This is a genomic window from Frischella perrara (assembly GCF_000807275.1).
GTDB classification, from domain to species: Bacteria; Pseudomonadota; Gammaproteobacteria; order Enterobacterales; family Orbaceae; genus Frischella; species Frischella perrara.
Map to the genome: position 1 here is coordinate 2,311,403 of NZ_CP009056.1, position 14,705 is coordinate 2,326,107.

The following is a 14,705-nucleotide window of genomic DNA, read 5'->3' on the forward strand; positions in this document are numbered from 1 at the left end:
TTAATATTATTTAAGAGTCCAATACTTGACCAAAACGCCTTTCTCTTTTACTAAATTCAGATATAGCATCATCTAAAGTATGTTTATTAAAGTCTGGCCATAAAACATCTGTAAAATATAATTCAGAATACGCTATTTGCCATAATAGAAAATTACTTATCCTATATTCACCACCAGTTCTAATAACTAAATCAATCGGTGGTAATTCACATAATGAAATTTCTTGATTAATCACATCTTCATTAATATCGTCTAATTTAATGTTATTTTCTTCAAATTTATGGATAACTTTTTTAACTGCATTAACAATATCCCATCTGCCACCGTAATTGGCAGCGATGTTTAAGACTAAACCTGTATTATTCTTCGTTCTTTCTTGTGCTTGAAGAATCATTTTCTGTAGCTGAAATGAAAAACGAGAAATATCACCGATTATATTTATGCGCATATTATTTTCATGAAGTTGTTTCACTTCTTTATTCAATGCATACACAAATAATGCCATTAATCCAGACACTTCTTGCTCAGGTCGCTTCCAATTTTCACTACTGAAAGCATAAAGAGTTAATACTTTAACTCCTAACTCATGCGCATATTTTACTGTCCTTCTAACAGCTTTTAAACCTTCTCGGTGACCAACAATTCTTAATTGTTTGCGATTTTTAGCCCATCTCCCATTTCCATCCATAATAATAGCAATATGTTTCGGAATGAGTGTTTGCTGAATCATGCCAATCCTAAGTTATTCAATTTATTATCTTAATATGTTAACATAACCTATATAGCTGTGATATTAATTTTCCTAAATTTTTATTGAATAAGTGCTCTATTTATAATTTGTTTTATAAAATCTATTTAACAAATATAAAAAATAAATCAACAATGTTTATCGAGTCCCATATACTACAATTGTTTTACCATGAGCAGAAATAAGATGTTGTTCCTCTAACATTTTTAATATTCTTCCCACAGTTTCTCGCGAACAACCAACAATTTGTCCGATTTCTTGTCGTGTAATCTTGATTTGCATGCCATCAGGATGAGTCATTGCATCAGGTTGTTTCGCTAAATTAAGTAGAGTTTGCGCAATTCTTCCCGCTACATCTAAAAAAGCTAAATTACTTACTTTTTCGGAGGTAATCTGTAATCGATTAGCCATTTGTGCAGCTAGTTTCATTAAAATATCGGGATTAACTTGAATTAATTGTTTAAATTTTTTATAAGATATTTCAGCAATTTCGCAATTCTTTCTCGCTTTGACCCAAGCACTGCGCTCAATACCCTCCTCAAAAAGTCCTAATTCGCCAATAAATTCTCCTTGACTTAGGTATGAAAGTATCATTTCTTTACCTTCATCATCTTTTATTAACACGGCAACAGCACCTTTTACAATATAATACAAGGTCTCCGCTTTTTCACCTTGATGAATTAAAATACTTTTTGCTGGGTATTTATGAATATGACAATGTGATAAAAACCAATCTAAAGTTGTATCGGACTGTTGTTTACTAATAATCATTAGGCTCTTCCTCGTTTATTCAATATCTAGAAGATGTCTAGTTATTTTTGCTAGCAACTATACCAAAGTTACCTAATGAATAACATAGGTTAAAAAAGATTTTCCCTTATATTAAAATGCTTGTCGCAAAATTACTTTAAATCTCTAATATGTTTTAGATTAATTGTCTCATGTAATTCAGACCAAACAATAACAATTTCACCTTGTTGAAGTTGCATTTTCACATCAGCAACTTTTTCAGAAAGTGTCTTTTCTACTAAACCATAATCGGTACCTTCACGTAAAACAAATGATTCAATAATATTTGTTAATGTATCTTCTTCAAGTTCTTGCCATGGAATAATCATATGTAATTATCATCCTTTAGAGTTCTAACACTTTATTTTAGTCTAGTATAATAAAACTTCAATTTTTGACTTAATTATTCATTCTATTTAATTAACGATAGTATTAGTTTCCCCTGATATAAAAAAACCACTCATTAAGAGTGGTTTTGTATATTAAATAAGAAAACGATTATATTTCATCGGTTGAATTTAATAATTCCGCCAGATTTGCCGTCGCTTCTTCCGCTGTGATAGTTGATTCAACTTCACTAGAATCAATGACCAGAGAACGTTTACGTAAACGCTCTTTATGGTAAGCATAACCTGTTCCCGCAGGAATAAGTCGACCAACAATAACGTTCTCTTTAAGTCCACGCAATTCATCATTTTTACCGGCTACTGCTGCTTCCGTTAACACACGGGTTGTTTCTTGGAATGATGCAGCCGAGATAAATGACTCAGTTGTTAACGACGCTTTAGTGATACCTAATAGATCATGTAAGTAAGTCGCTGGCTCTTTACCTTGTGCCTCAAGCTCACGATTAATAATTTTAATGCGTGACACCTCAAGTTGTTCGCCTTCAAGTAAAGTTGAATTACCTGGGTTGATAATAGTCGCTTTACGTAACATTTGACGAACGATAACTTCAATATGCTTATCGTTAATCTTAACGCCTTGTAAACGGTAAACTTCCTGAACCTCATTGACAATATAACGTGTTACGGCATTAACACCACGTAAACGTAAAATATCATGCGGTGATTCAGGTCCATCAGAAATAACATCACCTCGTTGAACATGTTCACCTTCAAACACATTAAGTTGACGCCATTTAGGAATCATCTCTTCATATGGCTCACTACCATCAGCAGGTGAAATCACCAGACGACGTTTACCTTTGGTTTCTTTACCAAATGAAATCACACCATCAACTTCTGCTAAAATAGCAGGTTCTTTAGGTTTACGTGCTTCAAATAGATCAGCAACTCGTGGTAAACCACCGGTAATATCTTTAGTACCAACAGATGCTTGAGGAATACGCGCTAATACATCACCAATATTAATTTCAGCACCATCTTCTAATTGAACTAACGCCTTACCTGGTAAGAAGTATTGTGCAGGCATTTCTGAACCAGAAACAAATACTTCGTTATCTTGTTTATCAACAATCTTAATTGCTGGGCGTAAGTCTTTACCAAGTGATGTTCTTTCCGCAACATCAAGCACTACAATTGAAGATAGACCCGTTAATTCATCGGTCTGACGTGTGATAGATTGTCCATCAATCATGTCAACGAATTTCACGAAGCCTTGTACTTCAGAAACAACAGGCATGGTATGTGGATCCCAGTTAGCTACTGTTTCACCCGCTTTTACTGTACTACCATTACCTTTAGTTAAAATCGCACCATAAGGAACTTTATAAGTTTCCTTCATACGACCTAATTCGTCTACAACCGTCAATTCCGCATTACGTGAAGTAATAACCAATTTCTTTTCTGGGTTAATAACGAATTTAGCATTACTTAATTTAACGTTACCGTTATTTTTCACCTGTACGCTAGATTCAGCTGCCGCACGAGATGCTGCACCACCGATATGGAACGTACGCATTGTTAACTGTGTTCCTGGCTCACCGATTGATTGTGCTGCAATAACACCAATAGCTTCACCTTTATTAACAATATGACCTCGTGCAAGATCACGACCATAACATTTTGCACAAACACCGAAATCAGTATTACAAGATACAACTGAGCGTACTTTCACGCTATCAATTGATTCTGCTTCAAGTAAATCACAGAAGCTTTCATCTAATAATGTATTACGAGGGATAAGAATATCCGCAGAACCTGGTTTTAATACATCTTCTGCTGTTACACGACCAAGTACACGTTCCCGTAATGGTTCTTTAACATCACCACCTTCAATAACTGGTGTCATTACTACGCCTTCGTGTGTACCACAATCATCTTCAATAACAACCAGATCTTGGGCTACATCAACTAAACGACGAGTTAAATAACCAGAGTTCGCTGTTTTTAATGCGGTATCGGCAAGACCTTTACGCGCACCATGCGTAGAAATAAAGTATTGAAGAACGTTTAATCCTTCACGGAAGTTTGCAGTAATTGGTGTTTCGATGATTGAACCATCTGGTTTTGCCATCAAACCACGCATACCTGCTAACTGACGTATCTGTGCTGCCGAACCACGAGCACCTGAGTCAGCCATCATATAGATACTATTGAATGAAGATTGTGTTTCTTCTTGACCTTCTCTATTAATGACTTTCTCAGTTGATAAGTTATCGATCATCGCTTTCGCAACTCGCTCATTAGCAGCTGCCCAAATATCGATAACTTTATTGTAACGTTCACCAGCCGTAACTAGACCAGATTGGAACTGCTCTTGAATTTCAGCCACTTCAATTTCCGCCTCGCGGATAATCTCAGCTTTTTTGGTTGGGATTTCCATATCGTCTATACCGACAGATACCCCAGAACGCGCTGCATACGCGAAACCTGTATACATCACCTGATCGGCTAATATAACAGTCTCTTTCATGCCTAACTGACGATAGCAAATATTCAATATCTTAGAAATTGCTTTTTTACCTAACGGTTGATTTACAACAGAGAATGGTAAACCTTTTGGCATAATTAACCATAAAATCGCTCGTCCAATCGTTGTATCAACTAATGATGTGGTTGCTTCCCATTCACCAGCACTATTACGTTGATGTTCAACTATGCGAACTTTAACACGTGCATGAAGTTCTGCTTCCCCCAAACGATAAAGTTTTTCTGCTTCTTTTGGTCCGGTTAATAACATACCTTCACCTTTAGCATTTACTTTATCACGCGTCATATAGTAAAGACCCAATACAACGTCTTGAGATGGAACAATAATCGGCTCACCACTCGCAGGTGATAAGATATTATTAGTTGACATCATTAACGCACGTGCTTCAATTTGGGCTTCAAGTGTTAATGGCACGTGTACAGCCATTTGGTCACCATCGAAGTCAGCATTGAATGCCGCACAAACTAATGGATGCAACTGAATAGCTTTACCTTCGATCAGGATCGGTTCAAAGGCTTGGATACCTAAACGGTGAAGAGTAGGTGCACGGTTTAATAATACCGGATGTTCGCGGATTACTTCATCTAAAATATCCCAAACAATAGCATCTTCACGTTCTACCATTTTCTTCGCAGCTTTAATGGTCGTTGCATAACCACGTCGCTCTAATTTACCATAAATGAATGGTTTGAATAATTCAAGAGCCATCTTCTTAGGTAAACCACATTGATGTAATCGTAGGTAAGGACCCACAGTAATAACAGAACGACCAGAGTAGTCAACACGTTTACCAAGTAAGTTTTGACGGAAACGACCTTGCTTACCTTTAATCATATCAGCAAGTGATTTTAATGGACGTTTGTTTGAACCGGTAATCGCACGACCACGACGACCATTATCTAATAATGCATCAACAGATTCTTGTAACATACGTTTTTCGTTACGTACGATAATATCTGGTGCAGCTAGATCTAGTAAACGTTTTAAACGATTATTACGGTTAATAACTCGACGATATAAATCATTTAAATCTGAAGTCGCAAATCGACCACCATCTAACGGTACTAATGGACGTAAATCAGGTGGTAAAACAGGTAATACATTTAGAATCATCCACTCTGGTTTATTTTCCGATTGGATAAATGCTTCTAAAATTTTAATACGCTTCGTTAATTTCTTGCGTTTAGTTTCAGAATTGGTAGTCGATAACTCATCACGTAATAATTCACATTCAGCATTCAAATCTAAATTACGTAATAGCTCTTGAATTGCCTCTGCCCCCATACGTGCATCAAATTCATCACCGAATTCTTCAAGCGCATCAAGGTACTGCTCTTCAGTTAATATTTGACCTCTTTCAAGATTGGTCATACCACCATCTAATATCATAAATGATTCGAAATAAAGTACACGTTCGATGTCGCGTAATGGCATATCTAACAATAAACCAATACGAGATGGTAGTGATTTCAGAAACCAAATATGTGCAGTTGGTGAAGCTAATTCAATATGCCCCATACGTTCACGACGTACTTTAGCTTGAGTAACTTCAACACCACATTTTTCACAGATTACACCGCGGTGTTTTAAACGTTTGTATTTACCACACAAACATTCATAATCTTTTACTGGACCAAAAATTCTGGCACAGAATAAACCATCACGCTCCGGTTTAAAGGTACGATAATTAATGGTTTCTGGTTTTTTAACTTCACCAAATGACCATGAACGAATCATATCTGGTGAGGCTAATCCAATTTTAATAGCATCAAACTCTTCAGTTTTTGTCTGCGCTTTTAGAAACTTTAATAAGTCTTTCACGAATTGGCTCCTATGGAGTTAAACCAACTGGGTGATAGCTTTATTGCGTATCACCCGTATAAATAGCAATCTTTAAATTAGATATAATTACTCTTCATCTAATTCAATGTTGATACCAAGCGAACGAATTTCTTTTAACAATACGTTAAATGATTCTGGAATCGCTGGTTCCATACGATGATCACCATCTACAATATTTTTATACATCTTAGTACGACCGTTCACATCATCCGATTTAACAGTCAGCATTTCCTGTAATGTGTAAGCGGCACCATAAGCTTCTAGTGCCCATACTTCCATCTCACCGAAACGTTGACCACCGAATTGCGCTTTACCACCTAACGGTTGCTGTGTCACCAGACTATATGAACCTGTTGAACGAGCATGCATCTTATCATCAACAAGGTGATTCAATTTCAACATGTACATGTAACCTACAGTTACAGGTCGTTCAAATTTCTCACCTGTACGTCCATCAAATAATGTAATTTGACCCGACGTTGGTAAATCACCTAATTGTAATAATGATTTAATTTCTGCCTCTTTAGCTCCATCAAATACAGGTGTAGCTAATGGCATACCATTACGTAGATTTTGTGCTAATGTCATTACTTCTTGGTCCGTAAATTCAGCTACATTAACTTCTTGTGCAGCACCTAAACCAAGATCATAAGCTTTTTGGATAAATTCACGTAATTTAGCCAATTCTTGTTGTTCTTTCAGCATTGCATCGATCTTTTGACCAATACCTTTTGCTGCCATACCTAAATGGGTTTCAAGAATCTGACCAATGTTCATACGTGATGGTACCCCAAGTGGGTTCAACACGATATCAACTGGACGACCTTGATCATCATATGGCATATCTTCAATTGGGTTGATTTTAGAAATTACCCCTTTGTTACCATGACGACCTGCCATCTTATCACCCGGTTGAATTTGACGTTTAACAGCTAGGTATACTTTAACAATTTTTAGTACACCTGGTTGTAGATCGTCACCTTGAGTGATCTTCATGCGTTTAGCTTCAAGTTTCTTATCAAAATCAGCTTTGATTTCATCATACTGTGCAGCTAATTGTTCTAGTTGCTCTTGTTTATCTTCATCTGCTAAACCAATTGTTAACCATTTATCATGTGATAACATTTCTAGCTTAGCTGATTCAATACCACCAGCAATTAATACATCTTTGATACGCGCAAACAATGCAGCTTCAAGGATCTTAAATTCTTCGGTTAAGTCCTTTCTTGCTTGCTTCAATTGCATATCTTCAATTTGTAATGCACGCTTATCTTTTTGTACACCATCACGAGTGAAGACCTGCACATCAATAACTGTACCTGAAACCCCATTAGGTACACGTAATGAAGTATCTTTAACATCAGATGCTTTTTCACCAAAAATTGCACGAAGTAATTTTTCTTCTGGTGTTAATTGTGTTTCACCTTTAGGTGTTACTTTACCAACCAGAATGTCGCCACCCTTCACTTCTGCACCGATATATACAATACCGGATTCATCAAGTTTAGATAGCGCAGCCTCACCTACATTTGGAATATCAGCAGTAATTTCTTCCGCACCTAATTTGGTATCGCGAGATACACAAGATAGTTCCTGAATATGAATTGATGTGAAACGATCATCTTGAACTACTTTTTCAGAAACTAAGATGGAATCCTCAAAGTTATAACCATTCCATGGCATAAATGCCACGCGCATATTTTGACCAAGTGCTAATTCACCTAAGTCAGTAGATGGACCATCAGCAAGAACATCTCCACGTTCTACTTTTTCACCAAGTTCGACGCATGGAATTTGATTAATACACGTATTTTGGTTAGAACGGGTATATTTAGTTAAATTGTAAATATCAATCCCCGCTTCGCCTGCGTACATCTCATCAGAATTTACATTCACAACAATACGCGACGCATCGACGTATTGGATAGTACCACCGCGTTTAGCAACAACAGTTACCCCTGAATCAACAGCTACAGCGCGTTCCATACCTGTACCTACAAAAGGTTTTTCCGCTTTTAAGGTAGGTACTGCTTGACGTTGCATGTTCGCACCCATCAAAGCACGGTTAGCATCGTCATGTTCCAAGAATGGAATTAAAGATGCACCAACAGAAACGATCTGCTGAGTCGAAACGTCCATATAATTAATCTGTTCTGGGCTATATAAACCTGACTCACCATTTAAACGACAAGTTACAAGCTCTTCTTTAAAACGACCTGCGTCATCTAGGTTTGAGTTAGCCTGTGCAATAACATAACTGCTTTCATCTATAGCAGATAAATAATCAATATCATCTGTTACTACACCATCAACTACTTTACGATAAGGTGTTTCTAAGAAACCATATTCGTTAGTACGAGCATAAACCGCTAAAGAGTTGATCAAACCGATATTTGGACCTTCTGGTGTTTCAATTGGACATACCCGACCATAGTGTGTTGGATGTACGTCACGAACCTCAAACCCAGCACGTTCACGAGTTAAACCACCCGGACCTAATGCAGAAATTCGGCGCTTATGCGTAATTTCTGATAATGGGTTATTTTGATCCATAAACTGAGATAGCTGACTTGATCCGAAGAATTCACGTATCGCAGCTGAAATTGGTTTAGCGTTAATCATATCTTGAGGCATTAGAGCATCAAGATCACCAAGAGACAATCGCTCTTTTACTGCTCTTTCTACACGAACTAAACCAATACGGAATTGGTTTTCTGCCATTTCACCAACACTACGGATTCGACGATTACCAAGGTGATCGATATCATCGACATCACCATGACCATTACGGATAGCGATAAGTTTTTTCATCACTTCAATAATGTCTTCTTTGGTTAATACACTACTACCTTCAATATCATCTCGATTTAATGATCGATTGAATTTCATACGACCAACAGCAGATAGATCATAACGCTCTTCAGTGAAGAATAGGTTTTCGAATAGTGATTCTGCCGCTTCTTTTGTTGGTGGTTCACCAGGTCGCATCATGCGATAAATTTCAACTAAAGCACTTAATTGATCATTGGTTGGATCGACGTTTAGCGTTTCAGAAATAAATGCACCATGATCTAAATCATTCGTAAATAATGTTTCAACTTTCTTATAACCGGCAATACTCAACTCAGCTAATAGTTCTAATGAAATTGGTGTATTAGCTAGAGCAATAACTTTTCCAGTTGTTTCATTTACATAATCTTTTGCCAGAACTTTACCAATAATATATTCGACAGGTACATCAATTTTAGTTACATTGTCTTTTTCTAACTGACGAATATGTCTTGCGGTAATACGACGACCTTTTTCAACGTAAACTTGACCTTTTGATTCAATATCAAATACTGCAGTATCACCACGTAAACGTTCTGGAACAAGTTCCATTTTTAATTTTGATTTTGCGATTTCAAATACTGTTTTATCGAAGAAAATATCTAAAATTTCTTGAGTAGTAAAACCTAACGCTCTTAAAATAATCGTTGCAGGAAGTTTACGACGACGGTCAATACGGGCAAATAAATTATCTTTAGGATCGAATTCAAAATCTAACCATGAACCACGATAAGGAATAATTCGTGCATTATATAACACTTTACCTGATGAATGAGTTTTACCTTTATCGCTATCGAAGAACACACCTGGACTACGATGTAACTGAGAAACAATTACTCGTTCAGTTCCATTAATAACAAAAGTCCCATTATCAGTCATCAATGGGATTTCACCCATGTAAACATCTTGTTCTTTAATATCTTTAACCGTGCCTTCAGGTGCATCTTTGTCAAAAATAACTAAACGTAATTTAACGCGTAATGGTGCAGAATAGGTAATTCCCCTAATTTGACACTCTTTTACATCAAAAACAGGTTCACCCATTTTAAAAGAGACGTATTGAAGTTCTGCATTACCACTATAACTCTTTATAGGAAAGATTGAACGAAAAGCGGCTTCTAAACCATATTGACCTTCTGGATCTTGGTCAATAAACTTCTGGAACGAATCAAGTTGAATAGAAAGAAGATAGGGTATATCCAACACTTGTGGACGTTTACCAAAATTCTTACGAATTCGTTTTTTCTCGGTATAGGAGTAAACCATTAGTTCCTCAACTTGCTGATCGGCCGTTGATAACAATTTGCTATACAAAATGTTGCTATGTAAAAACGGCTTTATTAAATATTCATCAGACCCTAATTATCTATTAATTAAATCTGACACCTGCTCGAAATATTTATAAATATCAATTGATTAGGTTCTTAACTATACATTATCAAATCTATAGCTATATAAAATTTCTTTTTTTATGCCTTTACAGCGCAAAAAGGCTGGAGGTATAAAACCACCAGCCATCAGCCTTTTTAGGCTGCGTACTTAATATCAAACTTATTTAAGTTCGACAACTGCACCAGATTCTTCAAGTGCTTTCTTAAGAGCTTCAGCATCATCTTTGCTAGCCGCTTCTTTAACAGTTGCAGGAGCTGATTCAACAAGATCTTTAGCTTCTTTTAAGCCTAAGCCAGTTGCACCACGAACTGCTTTGATTACTGCTACTTTGTTACCGCCAACATCTTTTAAGATAACGTCGAATTCAGTTTTTTCTTCAGCTGCTTCTGCTGGACCAGTTGCAGCAACTGCTACTGCTGCTGCTGCAGAAACGCCGAATTTTTCTTCCATCATTGATACAAGTTCAACAACGTCCATTACAGACATTTCAGCAACTGCATCTAAAATTTGTTCTTTAGTGATAGACATAATATAGTTCCTAAATTTAGAATTTTTAAATTAGTGATTGTTCCCAACTAAAACTAGCCGTAATTTTATCAATAAAATTATGCAGCTTGTTTTTGATCGCGAACTGCTGCAAGTGTACGAGCCAATTTGCCTGCTGCGGCTTCTTTCATGGTCGACATCAAGCGAGCTAATGCTTCTTCGTAAGTTGGTAAAGTTGCTAAGCGGTCGATATTAGCCGCAGTAATTAACTCACCTTCAAAGGCTGCTGCTTTAATCTCAAATTTATCATTTTCTTTTGCAAACGCTTTGAAAAGACGTGCTGCAGCACCTGGGTGCTCATTTGAAAATGCAATAAGAGTAGGACCAACAAACGTATCTTTTAAGCACTCATAAGGAGTACCTTCAACTACGCGACGTAATAAGGTGTTACGAACAACACGCATATAAACGCCAGCTTCACGAGCTGATTTACGTAATGCAGTCATTTTTTCTACAGTTACGCCACGAGAATCCGCAACGACTGCAGAAAGCGCACCTTTGGCAATTTCGTTAACTTCAGCAACAATTGCTTGCTTATCTTGAAGATTTAATGCCATTAGTTTTGCTCCTGAATTAAACTAGGTTTACACCTAGACTCACTGTACTAACTATTAATATCATATTAAACAGCTAGCGTTGTTACGGTGAGCAGAGTCCTGTTAATTCAACTATATTTATCTAATCAAAATAACGTTTAGGTTCTGTCACCGTCTACGTAGGATATTAAGCAATTATTGCTAATTACACCTACGGTCTTGGACGGGGTCTGGATTAGGCCAGACACCAACCGATTCTTATAATATTAAGAAATATTAAACTGATGCACTTAAGCTAGTTTGATCGATAGCCACACCTGCACCCATAGTAGTAGATAGGCTAACTTTCTTAATAAATACACCTTTAGATGATGCTGGTTTAGCTTTTTTCAATGCTACAATCAATGCTTCAAGATTGCCTTTTAGTTGTTCAGCATTAAAGTCAACTTTACCAATAGTAGTATGAATAATACCATTTTTATCGTTACGGTAACGTACTTGACCTGCTTTAGCATTTTTCACTGCTTCAGCAACGTTTGGTGTTACAGTACCAACTTTTGGATTTGGCATTAAACCACGAGGACCTAAGATTTGACCTAATTGACCAACGATACGCATTGCATCAGGTGAAGCGATAACAACATCAAAGTTCATTTCACCTTTTTTGATTTGCTCAGCAAGATCTTCCATACCAACAAGTTCAGCGCCTGCTGCTTTAGCAGCTTCAGCGTTTGCACCTTGAGTAAATACCGCTACGCGAACACTACGACCAGTACCATTAGGTAACACAATTGCACCACGTACATTTTGATCTGATTTACGAGCATCAATACCAAGATTAACTGACACATCAACGCTTTCGGTGAATTTAGCAGTTGCTAACTCTTTTAATAAAGCGATTGCTTCATTAATTTCATATTGTTTGGTTGCATTAACTTTTTCGCGGATAAGTTTAGCCTTTTTAGATAATTTAGCCATTGATTAACCCTCCACTTCCAGACCCATTGAGCGAGCAGTTCCTTCGATAGAACGCATCATAGACTCAATTGTTGCACCATTCATATCCGCAGCTTTCATTTCAGCGATCTCACGAATCTGCGCACTTGTTACTTTACCTACTTTTTTCTTGTTAGGCTCGCCTGAACCAGATTTGATTTTGGCTGCTTTCTTTAATAATACAGCGGCTGGTGGCGTTTTAGTAACAAAAGTAAAAGAACGGTCAGAATATACTGTGATAACAACTGGAGTAGGAAGACCTTTCTCTAAACTCTCAGTTTTTGCATTGAATGCTTTACAGAATTCCATGATGTTAACACCATGTTGACCAAGCGCTGGACCAACTGGCGGACTAGGATTTGCTGCACCAGCTGCAACTTGCAGTTTGATGTAGGCTTGAACTTTCTTTGCCATTTTCTGTTCCTTTTACGGGTACAATCGCCTCTGTTAAACCGATAACAGATAGCTCCCCTAAGTTAAATAAGTGCAGTATTCTGCTACAAATAGCAGAAAAATGCAACAATTATTTTAACTTTATATAAGTAACATAGCAAACATGGAAATTTTAAAATTCAATATTTAACACATGATATGTAAGCTTCATTAGGTTCCATAATCACATTACCTTCTACCATACCAACACTGTAATATTTGTTTGGGTTCGGAGAAATTTCACTAGTAAAATAGTAATCATAATTAAATATTTGTTTCATATCACTATCAGGCACATCTTTCATCATATCGAATTTGTCACCACTATTTTTCGGAGCATAAAAGTATACTTTGCCCCATTCGCCTGTTAAACCACCACCAATAGCTCTTTTAGCAGAATCGGTAGCTGGCCACAAATTACCTTCATCACTAAAACTAAGATCTTTTGTCGCATAAGGAGAGTTAGTCAGTTCGGCTCGCACGGGGAAACGATCACCATTTGCCGAACACATTTGCTTAGCCACGTCAAAACTCACCCCCCAAGAGTTTACTGGAATAAAATAAATCCACTTATTAAGCGAAAAGCGGTAAATAAATTTAGCTTTGGTATTTATATTGGTAACCAAAATAACAAAATCTTGACCTTTTGGTGGTACATTACCGTTAAATTTAAATTCACTTTTTGAATCAGGATTAATGCTTCTAACTGTACTTACAAGTGCTGAATTCGGGTTTTTAACCAGTTCATAAGTATATTGAGATATTGGGTTTTTAGGAACGATTCTAAACCGCCCCTCTGGAAAACCAAATGTTGGAAAAGGTTGACCATTTTGATCCGTTGCCCATGCATAATAACCTGCACGTGGCTTAAATTGGTTAGGGTCATAGGGGTCCGGTCTTGCTGTCATTTCACTACCCCACGGAGCAGGATCACTAGGAGCATCAGGCCATCCACCTTTGGTGTTTAATGCTAATACACCTGGTCTAATATAACAAATACCGTCATCCGCTATTAATTTAAATGTTGTAGATGCTTCTCGTATTTCTGAAGTTCTCGGATCACCGTATTCTGTATTAATATGGTAACTAAGTGTTACTTTTACAGAAGAATCTCCTCTATAGGATTCCGCATTACATACATTACTACCTAACCAAGTTTTTGAATTTGGATCAATGACGTTATCACTAGCATCACGCCACTCAGACGTAATATTATCAATAACTAAATTATTTGTATTAGCTAAATAATCACCATCATTATCCAAAATATCATCATTCGATAATGTTGGCAGATTAACACCAAAAGAATAATCACTTGGTGAGGTATTATAGGCAATATTTAATATTCTATTTTGGTTTGGAGTGATCGCTAAATTTTTATCATCTGATAATTTTAAATTGAAATAAATACCTTGCAAAACTTTTGCATCGGTTGTATCAAGAATTTGTGGTGCTTCACCTTGAATTGTATTGATAGTCGCTATTGATAAACTTGCACGACTATAAGAACATAAGAAAGCGCCGGTAGAAAAAATTAATGCTAAAATTAATAATAATTTCCGACATGAAGAAGTATATTCTAGATGATGCTGCATATTACTCATAACCAACCTGTTACCTGTGCGCTTAATATTCACCGCACCTCTTCTTTTCATAATTTTCCCCGCTAAACCAATCAAGACTAATGCCTAATAGATTAA

General features: G+C 36.7%; 10 protein-coding genes. All 10 read right to left on the reverse strand.

Annotated elements, in window-relative coordinates; all coding sequences use genetic code 11:
• Positions 1–10 precede the first annotated feature (10 nt).
• Positions 11–730: an isoprenyl transferase gene (locus FPB0191_RS10010; RefSeq protein WP_039105776.1), complete on the reverse strand. Its 720-nt coding sequence runs from the start codon at positions 728–730 to the stop codon at positions 11–13.
• Positions 731–886: 156 nt separating this feature from the next.
• Positions 887–1,519, reverse strand: a complete 633-nt coding sequence (gene crp, locus FPB0191_RS10015) for a cAMP-activated global transcriptional regulator CRP (RefSeq protein WP_039105778.1) — start codon at positions 1,517–1,519, stop codon at positions 887–889.
• Between the two features lie 131 nt (positions 1,520–1,650).
• Positions 1,651–1,866 carry a YheU family protein gene (locus FPB0191_RS10020; protein ID WP_039105780.1) on the reverse strand — a complete coding sequence of 72 codons (216 nt, stop codon included), beginning with the start codon at positions 1,864–1,866 and terminating at the stop codon, positions 1,651–1,653.
• A 169-nt stretch (positions 1,867–2,035) separates the two neighbouring features.
• Complete coding sequence (gene rpoC, locus FPB0191_RS10025; protein WP_039105782.1) at positions 2,036–6,253, reverse strand: DNA-directed RNA polymerase subunit beta'; 4,218 nt, start codon at positions 6,251–6,253, stop codon at positions 2,036–2,038.
• Positions 6,254–6,340: 87 nt separating this feature from the next.
• Entirely contained in the window at positions 6,341–10,369 is a 4,029-nt protein-coding gene (gene rpoB / locus FPB0191_RS10030; RefSeq protein WP_039105784.1) for a DNA-directed RNA polymerase subunit beta, read from the reverse strand.
• A gap of 285 nt (positions 10,370–10,654) precedes the next feature.
• Positions 10,655–11,023, reverse strand: coding sequence for a 50S ribosomal protein L7/L12 (gene rplL / locus FPB0191_RS10035; RefSeq protein WP_039105786.1), 369 nt, complete (start codon positions 11,021–11,023; stop codon positions 10,655–10,657).
• Positions 11,024–11,100: 77 nt separating this feature from the next.
• The gene (gene rplJ, locus FPB0191_RS10040; protein ID WP_039105788.1) at positions 11,101–11,598 is read right to left on the reverse strand and encodes a 50S ribosomal protein L10; all 498 of its coding nucleotides are present in this window, start codon (positions 11,596–11,598) and stop codon (positions 11,101–11,103) included.
• Between the two features lie 255 nt (positions 11,599–11,853).
• Complete coding sequence (rplA, locus tag FPB0191_RS10045; RefSeq protein ID WP_039105790.1) at positions 11,854–12,555, reverse strand: 50S ribosomal protein L1; 702 nt, start codon at positions 12,553–12,555, stop codon at positions 11,854–11,856.
• 3 nt (positions 12,556–12,558) lie between these two features.
• Positions 12,559–12,987 carry a 50S ribosomal protein L11 gene (rplK, locus tag FPB0191_RS10050; RefSeq protein ID WP_039105792.1) on the reverse strand — a complete coding sequence of 143 codons (429 nt, stop codon included), beginning with the start codon at positions 12,985–12,987 and terminating at the stop codon, positions 12,559–12,561.
• A gap of 158 nt (positions 12,988–13,145) precedes the next feature.
• Complete coding sequence (locus FPB0191_RS10055; RefSeq protein ID WP_110021818.1) at positions 13,146–14,660, reverse strand: hypothetical protein; 1,515 nt, start codon at positions 14,658–14,660, stop codon at positions 13,146–13,148.
• Positions 14,661–14,705: the final 45 nt, after the last annotated feature.